This window comes from Pseudomonas fluorescens (assembly GCF_900636825.1).
Taxonomy (GTDB): Bacteria; Pseudomonadota; Gammaproteobacteria; order Pseudomonadales; family Pseudomonadaceae; genus Aquipseudomonas; species Aquipseudomonas fluorescens_BG.
Map to the genome: position 1 here is coordinate 5,707,518 of NZ_LR134318.1, position 16,435 is coordinate 5,723,952.

The following is a 16,435-nucleotide window of genomic DNA, read 5'->3' on the forward strand; positions in this document are numbered from 1 at the left end:
TTCGGGGTTGTTTTTTGTTCACCGGCTTACAACTTGGCGATCGACACCTCGGTGGATTTCACGAAGGCGATCACCTCACTGCCGACCACCAGCTCCAGTTCTTTCACAGAACGGGTGGTAATCACCGAAGTGACGATACCCGAAGCGGTCTGCACGTCGATTTCCGACAGCACGTCGCCGAGGACGATTTCCTTGATCGAGCCTTTGAACTGGTTGCGCACGTTGATGGCTTTGATAGTCATAGCATTTCTCCTAGGATCGAAATGAGCGGCAAGCGGCAAGCTATAAGCTGCAAGTAAAAGCACCAGGCTTGTTCTTGCGGCTTGTAGCTTGAAGCTTGCAGCTGCTTCACTGCGCCCAACGCAGTTGCGTAGGCAGGGGTGACACGGGTTCCGGCTCCGGCGGTTCGCCGGGCAGGGAAAGAACACGGTTGAGCACTTCGGTTTCCAGCGCTGCCAGTCGATGCGAGCCGCGCGCCCGTGGGCGTGGCAGTTCGACATGCAGATCGAGGCCAACTTCGCCGTCCTCGATCAGAATGACCCGGTCGGCAATCGCCACCGCTTCGCTGACGTCATGAGTCACCAGCAGCACGGTGAAGCCATGTTGCTGCCAGAGCCGTTCGATCAGTTGCTGCATCTCGATGCGGGTCAGCGCGTCCAGCGCACCCAGCGGCTCGTCGAGCAGCAGCAGACGCGGCTTATGAATCAACGCCCGCGCCAGTGCGACTCGCTGCTTCTGGCCACCGGACAACGCCGCCGGCCATTCATTGGCGCGATCCGCCAAACCCACCGCTTCCAGCGCGTCGAGTGCTTGCGGGCGCCAGTTGCCTTTAAGGCCGAGGCCGACGTTGTCGATAATCTTCTTCCAAGGCAGCAGGCGCGCTTCCTGAAACATCAATCGGGTGTCCTCGCGCGCATCGCTGAGCGGCGCCGCACCTGCGAGCAAGTCGCCCCCGGTCGGCTGATCGAGCCCGGCAAGCAAGCGCAACAACGTGCTCTTGCCGCAGCCACTACGTCCGACCACCGCGACGAACTGCCCCGCCGGAATATGCAGGTCGATGTCGCGCAGCACCTGACGCGCGCCGAAGGTTTTCTGCAGGTTGCGCACTGCCAGCGGAATCCCGCGCAGCAGGCGTGGAGGTTGTTGAGCGGTCATGCCGCACCTCCTCTGGCAACCTGATACGCCGGGTGCCAACGCAGCCACACACGCTCAAGTCCACGGGCGGCGAGGTCGGCGAGTTTACCCAGCACCGCGTAAAGCAGGATCGCCAGCACCACCACATCGGTTTGCAAAAACTCGCGGGCGTTCATTGCCAGATAGCCGATGCCGGAGCTGGCCGAGATCGTTTCAGCGACGATCAGTGTCAGCCACATAAAGCCCAGGGCGAAGCGCACCCCAACCAGAATCGACGGCAGCGCACCCGGCAGAATCACCTGCCAGAACAGGCTGAAACCGCTCAAGCCATAACTGCGCGCCATCTCCACCAGCGCTGGGTCGACGTTGCGGATGCCGTGATAAGTGTTGAGGTAGATCGGGAACAACGTGCCCAACGCCACCAGAAAAATCTTCGCCGACTCGTCGATGCCGAACCACAGGATTACCAGCGGAATCAGCGCCAGATGCGGCACGTTGCGGATCATCTGCACCGAGCTGTCGAGCAAGCGCTCGCCCCATTTCGACAGCCCGGTAATAAAACCCAAGACCAGGCCAATGCTGCCGCCGATGGTAAAACCGAGTGCCGCGCGCCAGCCGCTGATCGCCAGGTGCGTCCAGATCTCGCCGCTGCGTACCAGACTGACGCCGGCTTCGATCACCGCCACCGGCGCCGGCAGAATCCGCGTCGACAGCCAACCCGCCGACACCGACAACTGCCACACCGCCAGCAGCAAAACCGGCAACGCCCAAGGCGCGAGGCTGTGGATAAATTTCTTCATGGCCGCGCCTCAGCTCTGCGACGCGGCTTTGGGCAGAATGTCGTTAGCGACCATCTCGCCGAACGGGCTGACGTAACCGGCGCTTTTCGGCAATTCCGGACGCTCGATATCGAGGTGCGGGAACAGCAACTCCGCCACGCGATACGATTCTTCGAGGTGTGGATAACCGGAGAAGATGAACGTGTCGATGCCCAGATCGGCGTATTCCTTGACCCGTGCCGCCACGGTCGGGCCATCGCCGACCAGCGCCGTACCGGCACCGCCGCGCACCAGACCAACGCCGGCCCAGAGGTTCGGGCTGACTTCCAGATTGTCCCGGCTACCGCCATGCAGTGCGGCCATGCGTTGCTGGCCGACCGAATCGAAACGCGCCAGCGAAGCCTGGGCTCGAGCGATGGTGTCGTCGTCCAGATGCGAGATCAGTCGATCTGCCGCTTGCCACGCTTCAGCGTTGGTTTCGCGGACGATCACATGCAGACGAATACCGAAGCGCACGGTGCGCCCGAGCTTGGCGGCTTTCGCCCGTACCTGCGCAATCTTCTTGGCCACTGCTGCCGGCGGCTCGCCCCAGGTCAAGACCATTTCGACTTGCTCGGCGGCCAGATCCTGCGCCGCTTCCGACGAGCCACCGAAGTACAGCGGCGGACGCGGTTGCTGGATAGGCGGATACAACAGCTTCGCGCCCTTCACGCTGATGTGCTCGCCGTCGTAATCGACGGTTTCACCTTCCAGCACGCGGCGCCAGATGCGGGTGAACTCCACCGAGGCCTGATAGCGCTCTTCGTGGCTGAGGAACAGGCCGTCGCCAGCCAATTCTTCCGGATCGCCACCGGTCACCAGATTGAACAGCGCGCGACCACCGGACAAGCGATCCAGCGTGGCGGCCTGCCGCGCGGCGACTGTCGGGGAAATGATCCCGGGGCGAAGGGCTACGAGGAATTTCAGACGCTGGGTCACCGGAATCAACGACGCTGCCACCAGCCACGAGTCTTCGCAGGAACGCCCGGTAGGAATCAGCACACCGCCAAAGCCCAGACGATCCGCCGCTTGCGCGACCTGTTGCAAGTAACCGTGATCAACGGCGCGCGCGCCTTCGGCGGTGCCAAGGTAATGGCCGTCGCCGTGGGTAGGCAGGAACCAGAAGATATTGAGGCTCATGGAGTGGTCTCCTTGTAGATTCGAATTACTGGGCTTGGGTGCTTTGGGCCACAGCGGCCGGCGGGGTCCAGATCACATCCTTGATGCTCAGCGGCTTGGGAATCAGCTTGAGCTGGAAGAACGTGTCGGCGATTTTCTGTTGCGCGGCGACCACTTCCGGAGTCAGGAACAGCGCGCCGTAACCCTGGCGTTTCACCGAGGTCAGGGTGATATCCGCCGGCAGGCCGAGCAGTGGCGCAACTTGTTGGGTCACGTCTTCAGGATTGGCTTGCGACCACTCACCAACCGCGCGCACTTCTTCGACGAGAGTCTTGATCACCTCGGGGTTTTTCTGTGCGTACGGCTTGGTCGCGAGATAGAACTGGTGGTTGTCGACGATGCCTTTGCCGTCACGCAGGGTGTGCGCTTGCAGTTGTTTCTCGGCGGCAGCCTGGTACGGATCCCAGATGACCCAAGCGTCGACGCTGCCCCGTTCGAACGCGGCGCGGGCATCGGCCGGCGGCAGGAAAACGGTTTGAATGTCGGTATATTTGAGGCCGGCATCTTCCAGCGCCCGCACCAGCAGATAGTGGACATTGGAGCCTTTGTTCAGCGCGACTTTCTTGCCCTTGAGATCGGCCACCGATTTGATTGGCGAATCTTTCGGCACGAGGATCGCTTCGCTGTTCGGCGCGGGCGGCTCGTAGGCGACGTAGAGCAGATCAGCACCGGCAGCCTGGGCAAACACCGGTGGAGTTTCGCCGGTCACGCCAAAGTCGATCGAGCCGACATTGAGCCCTTCGAGCAGTTGCGGGCCGCCGGGAAACTCGGTCCATTGCACGTCGACACCTTGCGCAGCGAGACGTTTTTCCAGAGTGCCCTTGGCTTTGAGCAGCACCAGCGTGCCGTACTTCTGATAACCGATTCGCAATGTCTCGGCTTGGGCTTGAGTGATGGCGCCGAAGGTGACAGCCGCAGCAAACAGAGCGACCAGACCACGACGCAAAAATACAGTGCGCATTGCGCTCTCCTTTTTGCTGTTGGGTTTTGGCTGCACCTGCTTGCCCGTTAGCGGGCGAGTAAGGCCAGTACTTCAAATATCGGTGAGGCTTAAATGCTCCAGCGAGCACTCAACAAACGTTCATTCAACAGGCCCGGCTCCAGCGGTTTCGGCCGGCGCGCCATGGCGCCGATGAACTGGTCGAGCGCCTCGTGCAGACGCTGCTCCAGCGCGGGCGCCAATTGCGCGGCGGCACTGCCTTCGCCGTAGGCGATCTGACTGTCTTCGGCAAAAATGCCCTGGAGCATTTCCTGAGCTTTCAACGCCGACAGCACTGGTTTGAGCGCGTAGTCGACGACCAGCATGTGCGCGATGCTCCCGCCGGTGGCCATTGGCAAGACAACTTTGTGATTCAAGGCGCGCTCGGGCAGCAGGTCGAGCAGGGTCTTCAGCGCACCGGAGAACGAAGCCTTGTACACCGGTGTTGCGATCAGCAGGCCGTCAGCGTTTTCGATCTGTTGCAGCAGGTCGAGGACCTTCGGGCTGTCGAAGCGGGCGTGGAGCAAATCTTCGGCCGGGAAGTCCCGCACCTGATAACTCACCACTTCCACCCCTTGCGCCTGCAACCAGTGTTGCGAGCGTTGCAGCAGCACCCCTGAACGGGAGCGCAGGCTGGGACTGCCACCGAGTGAGACGACCAGCATTGCAAATTCCTTTAAGCGTTACAGGCGATTCGCGGGCTGCGATCTCGCTTCAATGGAGTGACCTTACCAGCTGATTTATATATCCATAAATCATATTTATTCATTTGGTTATGCATTTAGGAGATATACCGCTTAGCAGAATTCAGGCGAAAAAAAAGGCCGTCGAAACGGCCGAAATTTCCCTGCTTTGTGGGTACCTCGAAAAGATCGCAGCCTTCGGCAGCTCCTACAGGGACCGGCATACTCCTGTAGGAGCTGCCGCAGGCTGCGATCTTTGACCCTAACGATTCGGCTGTGGCGTCAGGCGCAGGTACGGCTTCACCGCGCGATAGCCTTTGGGGAAGCGCTGCTTGATTTCGTCCTCATCCTTGAGCGACGGCACGATCACCACGTCTTCACCGTCCTGCCAGTTGGCTGGGGTGGCCACCTTGTAGTTGTCAGTGAGCTGCAGCGAATCGATCACCCGCAGAATTTCGTGGAAATTGCGCCCAGTGCTGGCCGGATAAGTGATGGTCAGACGGATTTTCTTGTTCGGATCGATCACGAACAGTGAGCGCACGGTCAGCGTGTCGTTGGCGTTCGGGTGGATCAGATCGTAGAGATCCGACACCTTGCGATCGGCATCGGCCAGGATCGGGAAGTTGACGATGGTGTTCTGAGTTTCATTGATGTCTTCGATCCACTTGTGGTGCGAGTCCACCGGGTCAACCGACAGCGCGATCGCCTTGACGCCGCGCTGCGCAAACTCGTCCTTGAGCTTGGCGGTGAAACCCAGCTCGGTGGTGCACACTGGAGTGAAATCCGCCGGATGGGAGAACAGCACGCCCCAGCTATCACCCAGCCACTCGTGAAAACGAATCTTGCCGGCGCTGGAATCCTGTTCGAAATCGGGGGCGATGTCGCCGAGTCTGAGGCTCATGGTGCTGCTCCTGCTGAGGTGATGGAGACCTCAACTGTAGCTCGGGATTTGCCATCATGAAAAAGAATAAATAATGAGATATTTAGACTCTTAGGGAATATTAAACTTCTGTTCACTGGACGCCCGCCAGCAACCCGACGAACATCGCCCGCAAGGTTCGAGAAGGCCTTGAGTTGCTGTAAAGAGGGGAATTTTTGGTGATGGCTTACGGGGGTGAGCCTGACCCGGAAATGTAAAAGCCCCGTCCGGCGCGATGCCGGACGGGGCTTTTTTACGTCAACGGTTCGAGGCGCGCTATTACAGCAGCGGGATCGAGTAGCTGACGATCAGGCGGTTTTCGTCTTGGTCGCGTTGACCAGCGATGTCGGTGCGCCACGAAGCGTTTTTCCACATGAAGCCTACGTTCTTCAACGGGCCTTCCGGGATCACGTACGCAACGGTCAAATCGCGTTCCCATTCGGAAGCGCCGTTGGAGGTTTGCACGCGACCGCTGTAGGTATCGACGTTATCGCCACGCAGGTAAACCATGCCAGCGGTCAGACCAGGCACGCCAACCTTGGCGAAGTCATACGAGTAGCGTGCTTGCCAGGTGCGCTCGCCGGCACGGCCGAACTTCTGGATTTGCATGTCGGTGATGGTGTAGTTCGACGAACCGTCGCCCTGGTTCAGCCAAGGGAAGTCGCTGCTGCCGTTGCTGACCTGATAACCACCACCAAAGGTGTGACCGGCAACGGTGTACAGGAACAGGCCGCTGTACAGGTTGTTGTCGACTTTACCGCGACCGTTGGCGAAACCGGCGTAGCTACCGCTGCTGAAGTAAGCAGGAGTGTCGCCGTTGGCGCCGTCGTCGGAGCTGTTGAAGTAACGGAAGTCAGACTTCAGCACGCCCGGACCGATAGCCCAGTTGTGCACCAGACCCAGGAAGTGTTGCTTGTAGAAATCTTCCAGATTGCCGTAGTAGTACTGGGCAGTCAGGTCTTTGGTGATTTTGTAGTCACCACCGGCGTAGATGAACTTGTTGCTGTTAACGGTGCGCGCTGCTGCGCCGCCGATGGACAGCTGTTCATTGTTGCTCGAGTTACGACCTTTAGCGTGTTCGATCTGACCGCCGATCAGGGTCAGGTCCTTGATTTCGCCAGAGGTGATCTGGCCACCCTGCCAGGTTTGTGGCAGCAAACGACCGTCGTTGGTCACAATAACCGGCAGCTTTGGCTGCAAGGTGCCCAATTTCAGTTCAGTCTGGGAGATCTTGGCTTTGGCAGTCAGGCCCAGGCTGGAGAAGTTATCAACCGCTTGGCCATTGGATTCGCTTGGGAAAACGGTGCCGCCGTAGGCGCTACCAGGGGTGCCGTTCGCGTTGACGTTGCCGTTGGTCCCGCCACCCGAATCCAGACGCACGCCCAGCAGGCCAATGGCGTCGATACCAAAACCGACGGTGCCCTGGGTGTAACCGGAAATGAAACGCAGATCGAAGCCTTGGCCCCACTCTTCGTTGCGGCTTGGTTCGTTAGTGCCGTTACGGTTGTCAGTGTTGATGTAGAAGTTACGCAGCCCCAGAGTAGCCTTGCTGTCTTCGATGAAACCGGCGGCGCCTGCCTGCTGCGCCAAAACCCCTACGGCCACAGCCAGGGCCAAGGTGGACTTGTTCATGTAATGCTCCTCTCGTTTCTAATTTTTGTGTTCCTGGTCCGGGGTCTTTTGCCCTGGATCCTAAGATGCGCGATTAGCGCCAGACCGTGACTGACAAGTCAATCGTAACCACGTATGTCTACGACCAAGGTCTAATCGCAGTGATTGGGTCCCTGCACAGTACTGATTATCCGTTAACCCCAAAAAGAATTATTTCATTCTTTTTAATGCCATTCAGGAATATGGCCCATTAATGGCCACCTGCAGCGGGGATACAGGATATCGGCTACTAAGCTCATTCCTAAATGGTATTTGTCAGGCTTTTTTTAGATCGATTAGCGTTGGCGCTTCCTAATCACGTCAAACCCTATCCCAAAGGCGACGCCATGATGGCCAAACGCGCACTATCCAGTCAATTTGTTACAGTTTGTGTGTCGGCGATTTTTTCTTTCTCGGCCCACGCGGCCAATCTCACCATCGGCTACCAAACCGGCATCGACCCGAGCAAAGTCCCCCAGGCCGATGGTGTTTATGAAAAAACCATTGGCGAAAAAATAGACTGGCGTCGGTTCAATAGCGGTCCGGAAGTTGTGACAGCCATTGCCTCTGGCGACGTGCAGATCGGCAACCTCGGCTCGAGTCCGCTGGCAGCAGCGGCCTCACGCAATCTGCCGATCGTGGCGTTCATCGTTTCGGCGCAGATCAATGCGGCTGAAGCGTTGGTCGTGCGCAATGGCAGCGGCATCGACAAGCCGCAGGATCTGATCGGCAAGACCATCGCCACGCCATTCGTTTCCACTTCCCATTACAGCCTGCTCGGCGCGCTCAAACATTGGGGCCTGGATGCTTCGAAGGTCAAAGTGGTGAACCTGCAACCGGCGGAAATCGCCGCAGCCTGGAAGCGCGGCGATATCGACGGAGCCTTCGTCTGGTCGCCAGCGCTGGGTGAGATTCGCAAAACCGGCAAGACCCTGACCGATGCGGCGCAAGTGGGCCAGTGGGGCGCGCCGACCTTCGAAGTATGGGTTGCGCGCAAGGACTTTGCTGAAAAGCACCCGGAGGTCGTGGCCAGGTTTGCCAAGGTCACCTTGGATTCATTTGCCGATTACGCGGCACACAAAGACAGCTGGACGGCTGACTCGGTGCCTGTACAAAAAATCGCCAAACTGACCGGTGCCAATGCGGCGGACGTACCGGAACTGCTGGCTGGTTCGGCATTCCCGGATGCCAAGGCGCAGCAGACCACAGCGCTGCTGGATGGCGGCACCGCGAAAGCTATCGCCGAAACCGCGAAATTCCTCAAGGAACAGGGCAAGGTAGAGACGGTGCTGCCGGACTACTCGCCGTACGTCAGCGCGAAGTTCATCGCGGAATAAACACAACCCCTGTAGGAGCCGCCGAAGGCTGCGATCTTTTGATCTTGCCTTTGAAAGATCAAAAGATCGCAGCTCCTACACAGAGCTTATCCAGCAAATTTGGCTACAAGGTTTTTTCGAAAATCTTCGAGTTGCGCTGATAGTTGTAAAGCGATGCCCGCGCCGCTGGCAGGCGTTCGACGCTGCTCGGCTCGAACCCACGTTCACGGAACCAGTGCGCAGTGCGCGTGGTGAGGACGAACAATGTCTTCAAACCTTGCGCCCGGGCACGTGTTTCGATGCGCTCAAGCAACTCATCGCCACGGCCGCCATGGCGGTACTCCGGATTCACCGCCAGACACGCCAGCTCGCCGGCATCGGAATCAGCAATCTGGTACAGCGCCGCACAGGCGATGATCATGCCTTCACGCTCGACCACGCTGAACTGCTCGATTTCGCGCTCCAGCACCTCGCGCGACCGGCGCACCAGAATCCCTTGCTCCTCCAGCGGGCTGATCAAATCAAGCAGACCACCGACGTCTTCAATCGCCGCCTCGCGCACCAACTCGAATTGCTCTTGCGCGACCAGCGTACCGCCACCGTCGCGGGTGAACAGTTCGGTCAGCAGCGCGCCGTCTTCGGCGTAACTGACGATATGACTGCGCGCGACCCCGCCACGGCAAGCCTCGGCGGCGGCATCCAGCAGTTCTGCCTGATAGTTGCTGCCCAGACGCTGCAAATGCGCCGGGACTTGTTGCGGACGCAGCTCACGCACCAGTTTGCCGTTTTCGTCGATCAGACCGAGGTCAGCGCCAAACAACAGCAATTTGTCGGCGCTCAGGTCGATGGCGGCGCGGGTGGCGACGTCTTCGCAGGCGAGGTTGAAGATTTCACCGGTCGGCGAATAGCCCAGCGGCGACAGCAGCACGATCGAACGTTCATCGAGCAGGCGATTGATACCCTTGCGGTCGACCCGCCGTACTTCACCGGTGTGGTGATAGTCGACGCCTTCGAGCACACCGATCGGCCGTGCGGTCACCAGGTTGCCGCTGGCCACACGCAAGCGCGAGCCCTGCATCGGTGAGGAAGCCATGTCCATCGACAGCCGTGCTTCGATAGCAATACGTAGCTGGCCAACCGCGTCGATCACGCATTCCAGCGTTGCCGCATCGGTGATGCGCATGCCGTGATGGTAATGCGGGGTCAGGCCACGGGCGGCGAGGCGGGTTTCGATCTGCGGGCGCGAACCGTGCACCAGCACCAGACGCACGCCGAGGCTGTGCAGCAAGACCAGGTCGTGAACGATGTTGCCGAAGTTCGGATGTTCCACGCCGTCGCCGGGCAGCATGACGACGAAGGTGCAATCGCGGTGGGCATTGATGTACGGGGACGCGTGGCGAAGCCAATTGACGTATTCGGGCATAAACCTGGGCCTGTAATAAAGAGCAGCCGGAAAAGGGGCGAAACGAAAAAACGCACAGCGGGCTGATGGTTATCGTCGGAACAGGCTTGGCGACACGCGCGCTCTCCTCATGAATACGGGTTCAATTCCCACAAATTTAACGACCACCCCTGTAGGAGCTGCCGAAGGCTGCGATCTTTTGATCTTGATCTTCAAAACAAAATCAAAAGATCGCAGCCTGCGGCAGCTCCTACATCGGATGCGTTCAGTTCTTCAGGCAGTAATATTCAATCAACTGCCGTAATAGATGCACCGTAGGCTGCAAACGTGACATTTCAAGGTACTCGCCCGGCTGATGCGCGCAAGCGATGTCGCCAGGGCCGAGCACGATGGTTTCGCAACCGAGGCGCTGAAGATAAGGCGCTTCGGTGCCGAACGCTACTGCTTCGGCGCGGTGACCGGTGAGCTTTTCGGCCACGCGCACCAGTTCCGCGTCCGCATCCTGCTCGAACGGCGGCACTTCCGGGAACAGCGGCCGGTAATCGATCTTCACCTGGTGACGTTCGGCAACCGGATTGAGCTTGCGCAGAATCTCGGCCCGCAGGATGTTCGGGTCCATGCCCGGCAGCGGACGCAAGTCGAATTCCAGGGAACATTGGCCGCAGATGGGATTGGGGTTGTCGCCGCCATGGATACAACCGAAATTCATCGTCGGTTGCGGCACGCTGAATTGCGGGTTGCTGAATTCACGTTGCCACAAAAGGCGCAAACCGCGCAGTTCACCGATAGCATCGTGCATCGCTTCGAGGGCGCTGTGCCCCAGGCGCGGATCCGACGAATGACCGCTCTGCCCGAGGATATCGATGCGTTCCATCATGATGCCTTTGTGCATGCGGATCGGCTTGAGCCCGGTCGGCTCGCCAATCACCGCCGCGCGGCCCAGCGGCTGCCCGGCCTCCGCCAGAGCGCGAGCGCCGGACATCGAGCTTTCTTCGTCGCAAGTGGCAAGGATCAACAGCGGTTGTTTGAATGGCTGATCGAGCAGTGGCTGCACGGCTTCGATGATCAGGGCGAAGAAGCCTTTCATGTCGCAACTGCCCAGCCCGACCCAGCGGCCATCGATTTCGGTGAGTTTCAGCGGGTCGGTCTGCCACAACGCGTCGTCGTAGGGCACCGTGTCGCTGTGTCCGGCCAGTACCAGGCCGCCGGGGCCGCTGCCGAAACTGGCGAGCAGGTTGAATTTGCCCGGGCTGACCTGCTGGATGTCGCAGCTGAAACCCAGATCACCCAGCCAGCCGGCGAGCAGATCGATGACCGCTCGGTTGGTTTGATCGAGGTTCGGTTGGGTACAGCTGACCGACGGCGCGGCAATCAGCGCAGCGAACTGGTCTTGCATGGACGGCAAAGGCATCGCTGACTCCAACTCCCGGTTTGAAGTCCATCATAGAACCATCCGGCGTCAGGAATAAACCGCCGCAGGGCGTAGGAAGTTTGACTCCTGTACACTGCACGGCCTTGGCAGCCACACATTCCCCCGGCTGCGCTCCCGATATCCTGGATTTTCCGGCCATGCAGAAAGAAACCGAAATCAAACTCCGCGTCAGCCGCGAAACCCTCGCCGCGCTGCGCGAGCACCCGCTCCTGAAGAAACGCAACAAAAGTGGCTGGGAACGCCGTGAGTTGATGAACCAGTACTTCGATACCCCGGAGCGCGATCTGGCCCAGGCCAAGGTTGCCCTGCGCCTGCGCAAGGATGGCGACGAGGTCATCCAGACCCTGAAGACACGCGGCCAAAGCGTCGCCGGTCTGTCCGAGCGTAACGAGTACGACTGGAAACTGCCGAAAGCTAAGCTCGATGTGAAGAAACTCGACGGCGAATGCTGGCCCGAATCACTGGCCGAGCTGGACAAGAAAACCCTCAAGCCGATCTTCACCACCGATTTCATCCGCGAGCGCGCCGAAATCGCCTGGGGCCGTGGCAAAACCAAAGTGGTCATCGAAGCCGCGCTGGACCTCGGTCACGTGGTGGTCGGCAAGCAGAAAGAAGAAATCTGCGAGCTGGAACTCGAATTGCGCGAAGGCGAGCCTGCCGCGCTGCTGGAACTGGCTGCCGAACTGGCTGAAACCCTCGCCTTGATGCCATGCGACATCAGCAAGGCTGAGCGCGGCTATCGTCTGCACGACGCTAACAGCTACTCGCTGAGCCTGCCGGCACCGGAACTGACCCCGGAAACCCAACTCGACGACGCGTTCGCCGCGCTGAGCTGGCACTTGCTCGGCAGCAGCCAGCGTCTGGCTGAACAGTATCGTTTTAACGGCCACTGGCGCCTGCTGCTCGACTGGGTCGAGAACCTCGCGGAGATGCGTGCCCTGCTCAGCAGCCTCGGCCAGGCTGCGCCACGTCAGTCGACTCACGACCTGCGCGTTGCGCTGGATGCATTGCTGGAAGACTGGCGCCCACTGGTTCAGGCCGGTATCGAAGACGAAGACGTGCGCAAAGCCGCGCCGGAGCAGTTCCTTGAAGAACTCGAAGACCCACGCTGGGGCCTGTTCTCGTTGAGCACTTCGCGTTGGTTGCTGGCCCGCACTTGGACCAACGACCGTAACGTGCGTGGCAACCGTCAGGGTGGCGCGCAACTGCACAGCTGGCTGCCGCGCACCTTGGGCGAAGAAGCGACGGCTCTGCAATTGCAGCGTTATCAGCAGCAGCCAGAAGATCTGGCAGAGCAACTGCCGCGTATCGAGCGCATTCAGGTCTGGCTGCACCACGCGCGCAACGTGCTGGAGATCCCGGAAATGGACCGCTTGTACGGCGAGCTGAACAAGCTGGCGCAACTGGCCAACGAGCCGACGATCACTGACGAACTGCTCGATGCGCGCAAGCAGCAAGCGATTGCGGTTTACCAGAATCGCGCGTGGAAAATGCTTTTGCGCATGTAATACCGCTAAAAGATCGCAGCCTTCGGCAGCTCCTACAGGGTGTACATCTTGCCCCACGATGATCGTTCCCACGCTCTGCGGGGGAACGATCACAAAGATCGCAGCCTTCGGCAGCTCCTACAGTGTGTACACCCGCTTCATGTAGGAGCTGCCGCAGGCTGCGATCTTTTGCTTTACCGCAATACAGGTAAACTCGTGGTGGACTTGATTTCCGACAGCGCCACGATCGAGTTCACTTCCTGAATCCCCGGCACCAGCGACAGCTTCTCGAAGAAGAATCGCTCATACGCCTCGATGTCTGCCGCAACGATGCGCAACAGAAAATCCACCGCCCCCATCAGCACATAACACTCCAGCACTTCCGGAAACCCGCGAATCGCTTCGGTGAATTCGGTGAAGTTCGAACGCCCATGCGCGTTGAGTTTGATCTCGGCAAAAATCTGCGTGTTCAGGCCGATCTTCTTGCGATCAAGCAAGGTCACCTGCCCGCGAATGATCCCTTCCTCCTTCATCCGCTGAATCCGCCGCCAGCACGGCGATTGCGACAGGCCAACCTGCTCGGCGATCTGCGCGCTGGACAGCGAAGCGTCCTCTTGCAGCAGGGCGAGAATCCTGCGGTCGTAGCTGTCCAGCTCGCTGTGCATAGAAAAACCTCGAATCTGGCATTTAACGAATTGAACCGATCGGTAAATCGCGAATAACGTCGATCATAGCCAAGAAATGCCCCGCCCCGAATGTAAAAATTCCTCCAGTGATTTTGGAGACTCCCCATGCCGCACCTTGAAGCCGTGACCCACGCCCCGACCCGCGCCGATGTCTGGAATGTCAGCAACGCCCAATGTCTGGCGCAGTATCAGATTCTCGCCGAGGCTGAGCCGGATCTGCTGGTGCGTGTACTCAACCTGTTCGCGCTGCAATGCCTCACGCCCGAACAGGTCAATGTGAAGAGGCTGGATGATCTGCTGTCGATCGATCTGGTCATGAGCGGCCTGAGCTGGCATCGCGCTCAAGTGATCGCGGAAAAACTTCGTAACCTGATCATCGTCTGCTCGGTGGATCTGCAAAACGCCGACAGCGCCTGGGATGCGCCGGCACAAGCGGCCGGCTGACAAATCCGGCAACGGCTTCGTCCGGTAGTGGCCCAACGGTCAGCGAAGCCGCGGCTATCCTTTTGCGCAATGTCGCTTAAAAGGAAGCCTGCATGTCCGTTCAACTCGCCACTCAGGACCGCTGGCTGGAACTCAATGATGTTTTGCGTGAACTGGTCGCCCAAGGCTTCATATGCCAGGACGCGGCGGAGCAGGCGCTCAATGCCCGCCGTCGTCATGCCGGCCATGGCCAGATGCATCCACTGGAATTCATCGCCAGCCAACAACTCGATGACCTCAGCCGTCCGGGCAAACACCTCGATCTGGAAAGCCTGACCCTGTGGCTTGCACAGCAGGCCGGTCAGCCGTACCTGCGCATCGACCCGCTGAAAATCAACGTCGCCGCGATCACCCCGCTGATGTCTTACGCTTTTGCTCAGCGACACAAGATTCTCGCGGTTGCCGTGGATCGCGATTCGGTAACAGTCGCCAGCGCCCAGCCCTACGTCACTGGCTGGGAGGCCGATCTGACCCATGTGTTGAAGCTGCCGGTCAAACGGGTGGTGGCCAACCCGGCGGACATCCAGCGCTTCAGCGTCGAATTCTTCCGCTTGGCCAAATCGGTGAGCGGCGCCAGCAATGCCGACCCGCAAAGCGCCAACCTTGGCAACTTTGAACAATTGCTCAACCTCGGCGCCAGCGATCAGGAGCCGGACGCCAACGACGCGCACATCGTCAATATCGTCGACTGGCTGTTCCAGTACGCTTTCCAGCAGCGCGCCAGTGATATCCACATCGAACCCCGGCGCGAGCAAGGCACGGTGCGGTTTCGCATCGACGGCGTGCTGCACAACGTCTACCAGTTCCCGCCGCAGGTGACCATGGCGATTGTCAGTCGCCTGAAGAGCCTGGGCCGAATGAACGTTGCCGAAAAGCGCAAACCGCAGGACGGCCGGGTCAAGACCAAGACCCCGGACGGCGGCGAGGTCGAGTTGCGCCTGTCGACATTGCCCACTGCGTTCGGCGAGAAAATGGTCATGCGGATCTTCGATCCGGAAGTGCTGCTCAAGGATTTCGATCAATTGGGATTCAGTGCCGACGACCTGCGTCGCTGGCAGGACATGACCCGTCAACCCAACGGCATCATTCTGGTCACCGGGCCGACCGGATCGGGCAAGACCACTACGCTGTACACCACGCTGAAGAAGCTGGCGACGCCGGAGGTCAACCTCTGCACCATCGAAGACCCGATCGAAATGGTCGAGCCGGCGTTCAATCAGATGCAGGTGCAGCACAACATCGAGCTCAGTTTCGCCGCTGGCGTGCGGGCGCTGATGCGACAGGATCCGGACATCATCATGATCGGCGAGATCCGTGACCTCGAGACCGCCGAGATGGCGATTCAGGCGGCACTCACCGGCCACTTGGTGCTGTCCACATTGCACACCAACGACGCACCCAGCGCGATCAGTCGATTGCTTGAACTCGGCGTGCCGCATTATCTGATCAAAGCCACGGTTCTCGGGGTCATGGCGCAACGTCTGGTGCGCACCCTGTGTCCGCATTGCAAGGCGCCGCAAGCGCTGGAGGAGCAAGACTGGCAAGCCTTGACCCGGCCGTGGCAGGCACCGCTGCCGGGTAACGCACAACGGGCCATCGGCTGCGTCGAATGCCGCGATACCGGTTATCGCGGTCGCGCCGGGGTTTACGAAATCATGCAACTGAGCGACAACCTCAAGGCATGCATTACTCCGGACACTGATCTGACGGCAATACGCCGCCAGGCATTCAAGGAAGGCATGCGCAGCCTGCGTTTGTCCGGCGCGCAAAAAGTCGCGGCCGGATTGACCACGGTCGAGGAGGTTTTGCGGGTGACGCCGCAGAGTGAACTGAAATAGCCCGTCACGGAACTGGATTGCGGAAACGGCAATCCAAGGCCGTAGTTAATCCCCAGGAGTCATCTCATCATGCGTCTCAAACTTGCTGTCGCCACCTTGGCCCTGTTGTCCCTTCCCGTTGGTTCGGCCATGGCGGACAGCTTTTGGCGTAACGTCATTTCGTCCGGTGCCACCACCGGCTCGACCTATCTGACCTTCAAGGATCACAAGCTGATCATCGCTGCACAGGACGATGCCGGCAGCTTCGTTGCGAGCGACGGCGGCATCCGCGGCCCGTATCTGGAAGCCGCCATGCAGAAAGTCCGCGCCGATAATCCGGGTTTGCAGGCGACAGACATGGAACTGGCGAATGCGATTCTGGCGAAGAACGCCGTGGCTTCCGAGTAAGCAAAACCTAAAGATCGCAGCCTGCGGCAGGCTGCGATCTTT

General features: G+C 59.6%; 16 protein-coding genes. 5 read left to right on the forward strand and 11 right to left on the reverse strand.

Annotation, left to right across the window (positions count from 1 at the left end; translation table 11 throughout):
* Positions 1–26 precede the first annotated feature (26 nt).
* The 8 genes from EL257_RS26165 to EL257_RS26200 all read right to left on the reverse strand — a co-directional run bounded on the left by EL257_RS26165 (position 27) and on the right by EL257_RS26200 (position 7,344).
* Entirely contained in the window at positions 27–242 is a 216-nt protein-coding gene (locus tag EL257_RS26165; protein ID WP_003229256.1) for a TOBE domain-containing protein, read from the reverse strand.
* Between the two features lie 106 nt (positions 243–348).
* The gene (gene ssuB, locus EL257_RS26170; protein WP_126367468.1) at positions 349–1,155 is read right to left on the reverse strand and encodes an aliphatic sulfonates ABC transporter ATP-binding protein; all 807 of its coding nucleotides are present in this window, start codon (positions 1,153–1,155) and stop codon (positions 349–351) included.
* Complete coding sequence (gene ssuC / locus EL257_RS26175; protein ID WP_007967985.1) at positions 1,152–1,934, reverse strand: aliphatic sulfonate ABC transporter permease SsuC; 783 nt, start codon at positions 1,932–1,934, stop codon at positions 1,152–1,154. Before ssuC ends, ssuB begins: the two co-directional genes overlap by 4 nt.
* Before the next feature lie 9 nt (positions 1,935–1,943).
* Entirely contained in the window at positions 1,944–3,092 is a 1,149-nt protein-coding gene (gene ssuD / locus EL257_RS26180; RefSeq protein ID WP_126367470.1) for an FMNH2-dependent alkanesulfonate monooxygenase, read from the reverse strand.
* A 25-nt stretch (positions 3,093–3,117) separates the two neighbouring features.
* Positions 3,118–4,092, reverse strand: coding sequence for a sulfonate ABC transporter substrate-binding protein (locus EL257_RS26185; RefSeq protein WP_126367472.1), 975 nt, complete (start codon positions 4,090–4,092; stop codon positions 3,118–3,120).
* A gap of 89 nt (positions 4,093–4,181) precedes the next feature.
* A complete protein-coding gene (ssuE, locus tag EL257_RS26190) occupies positions 4,182–4,775 on the reverse strand; it encodes an NADPH-dependent FMN reductase (RefSeq protein ID WP_126367474.1) in 594 nt (197 codons plus the stop codon).
* 280 nt (positions 4,776–5,055) lie between these two features.
* Complete coding sequence (locus EL257_RS26195) at positions 5,056–5,694, reverse strand: peroxiredoxin (RefSeq protein WP_126367476.1); 639 nt, start codon at positions 5,692–5,694, stop codon at positions 5,056–5,058.
* 297 nt (positions 5,695–5,991) lie between these two features.
* Entirely contained in the window at positions 5,992–7,344 is a 1,353-nt protein-coding gene (locus EL257_RS26200; protein ID WP_126367478.1) for an OprD family porin, read from the reverse strand.
* A gap of 365 nt (positions 7,345–7,709) precedes the next feature.
* Here EL257_RS26200 and tauA point away from each other — a divergent pair, with 365 nt between their 5' ends.
* The gene (gene tauA, locus EL257_RS26205; RefSeq protein ID WP_126367480.1) at positions 7,710–8,699 is read left to right on the forward strand and encodes a taurine ABC transporter substrate-binding protein; all 990 of its coding nucleotides are present in this window, start codon (positions 7,710–7,712) and stop codon (positions 8,697–8,699) included.
* Positions 8,700–8,802: 103 nt separating this feature from the next.
* Here tauA and argA read toward each other — a convergent pair whose 3' ends face one another.
* Both argA and argE read right to left on the reverse strand, forming a co-directional pair.
* The gene (gene argA / locus EL257_RS26210; protein WP_126367482.1) at positions 8,803–10,101 is read right to left on the reverse strand and encodes an amino-acid N-acetyltransferase; all 1,299 of its coding nucleotides are present in this window, start codon (positions 10,099–10,101) and stop codon (positions 8,803–8,805) included.
* A 244-nt stretch (positions 10,102–10,345) separates the two neighbouring features.
* Positions 10,346–11,491, reverse strand: a complete 1,146-nt coding sequence (argE, locus tag EL257_RS26215) for an acetylornithine deacetylase (protein WP_126367484.1) — start codon at positions 11,489–11,491, stop codon at positions 10,346–10,348.
* A 158-nt stretch (positions 11,492–11,649) separates the two neighbouring features.
* Here argE and EL257_RS26220 point away from each other — a divergent pair, with 158 nt between their 5' ends.
* Positions 11,650–13,020 (forward strand): inorganic triphosphatase, encoded by a 1,371-nt coding sequence (locus EL257_RS26220; protein WP_126367486.1) that lies wholly within the window; start codon positions 11,650–11,652, stop codon positions 13,018–13,020.
* A gap of 173 nt (positions 13,021–13,193) precedes the next feature.
* Here EL257_RS26220 and EL257_RS26225 read toward each other — a convergent pair whose 3' ends face one another.
* Positions 13,194–13,664, reverse strand: a complete 471-nt coding sequence (locus tag EL257_RS26225) for an Lrp/AsnC family transcriptional regulator (RefSeq protein WP_007951785.1) — start codon at positions 13,662–13,664, stop codon at positions 13,194–13,196.
* A 126-nt stretch (positions 13,665–13,790) separates the two neighbouring features.
* Between EL257_RS26225 and EL257_RS26230 the strand changes: the two genes are divergently transcribed.
* From EL257_RS26230 to EL257_RS26240, 3 genes are all read left to right on the forward strand, one after another.
* Positions 13,791–14,129 carry a hypothetical protein gene (locus tag EL257_RS26230; RefSeq protein ID WP_126367488.1) on the forward strand — a complete coding sequence of 113 codons (339 nt, stop codon included), beginning with the start codon at positions 13,791–13,793 and terminating at the stop codon, positions 14,127–14,129.
* A 92-nt stretch (positions 14,130–14,221) separates the two neighbouring features.
* Complete coding sequence (locus EL257_RS26235) at positions 14,222–16,006, forward strand: GspE/PulE family protein (RefSeq protein ID WP_126367490.1); 1,785 nt, start codon at positions 14,222–14,224, stop codon at positions 16,004–16,006.
* Positions 16,007–16,072: 66 nt separating this feature from the next.
* Entirely contained in the window at positions 16,073–16,393 is a 321-nt protein-coding gene (locus EL257_RS26240; protein ID WP_171057234.1) for a DUF2388 domain-containing protein, read from the forward strand.
* The last annotated feature ends 42 nt before the right edge of the window (positions 16,394–16,435 follow it).

Bases quoted from the DNA above. Each gene is read 5' to 3' on its own strand.
- EL257_RS26165 (WP_003229256.1), bottom strand. From the start codon at position 242: ATGACTATCAAAGCCATCAACGTGCGCAACCAGTTCAAAGGCTCGATC.
- ssuB (WP_126367468.1), bottom strand. From the start codon at position 1,155: ATGACCGCTCAACAACCTCCACGCCTGCTGCGCGGGATTCCGCTGGCA.
- ssuC (WP_007967985.1), bottom strand. From the start codon at position 1,934: ATGAAGAAATTTATCCACAGCCTCGCGCCTTGGGCGTTGCCGGTTTTG.
- ssuD (WP_126367470.1), bottom strand. From the start codon at position 3,092: ATGAGCCTCAATATCTTCTGGTTCCTGCCTACCCACGGCGACGGCCAT.
- EL257_RS26185 (WP_126367472.1), bottom strand. From the start codon at position 4,092: ATGCGCACTGTATTTTTGCGTCGTGGTCTGGTCGCTCTGTTTGCTGCG.
- ssuE (WP_126367474.1), bottom strand. From the start codon at position 4,775: ATGCTGGTCGTCTCACTCGGTGGCAGTCCCAGCCTGCGCTCCCGTTCA.
- EL257_RS26195 (WP_126367476.1), bottom strand. From the start codon at position 5,694: ATGAGCCTCAGACTCGGCGACATCGCCCCCGATTTCGAACAGGATTCC.
- EL257_RS26200 (WP_126367478.1), bottom strand. From the start codon at position 7,344: ATGAACAAGTCCACCTTGGCCCTGGCTGTGGCCGTAGGGGTTTTGGCG.
- tauA (WP_126367480.1), top strand. From the start codon at position 7,710: ATGATGGCCAAACGCGCACTATCCAGTCAATTTGTTACAGTTTGTGTG.
- argA (WP_126367482.1), bottom strand. From the start codon at position 10,101: ATGCCCGAATACGTCAATTGGCTTCGCCACGCGTCCCCGTACATCAAT.
- argE (WP_126367484.1), bottom strand. From the start codon at position 11,491: ATGCCTTTGCCGTCCATGCAAGACCAGTTCGCTGCGCTGATTGCCGCG.
- EL257_RS26220 (WP_126367486.1), top strand. From the start codon at position 11,650: ATGCAGAAAGAAACCGAAATCAAACTCCGCGTCAGCCGCGAAACCCTC.
- EL257_RS26225 (WP_007951785.1), bottom strand. From the start codon at position 13,664: ATGCACAGCGAGCTGGACAGCTACGACCGCAGGATTCTCGCCCTGCTG.
- EL257_RS26230 (WP_126367488.1), top strand. From the start codon at position 13,791: ATGCCGCACCTTGAAGCCGTGACCCACGCCCCGACCCGCGCCGATGTC.
- EL257_RS26235 (WP_126367490.1), top strand. From the start codon at position 14,222: ATGTCCGTTCAACTCGCCACTCAGGACCGCTGGCTGGAACTCAATGAT.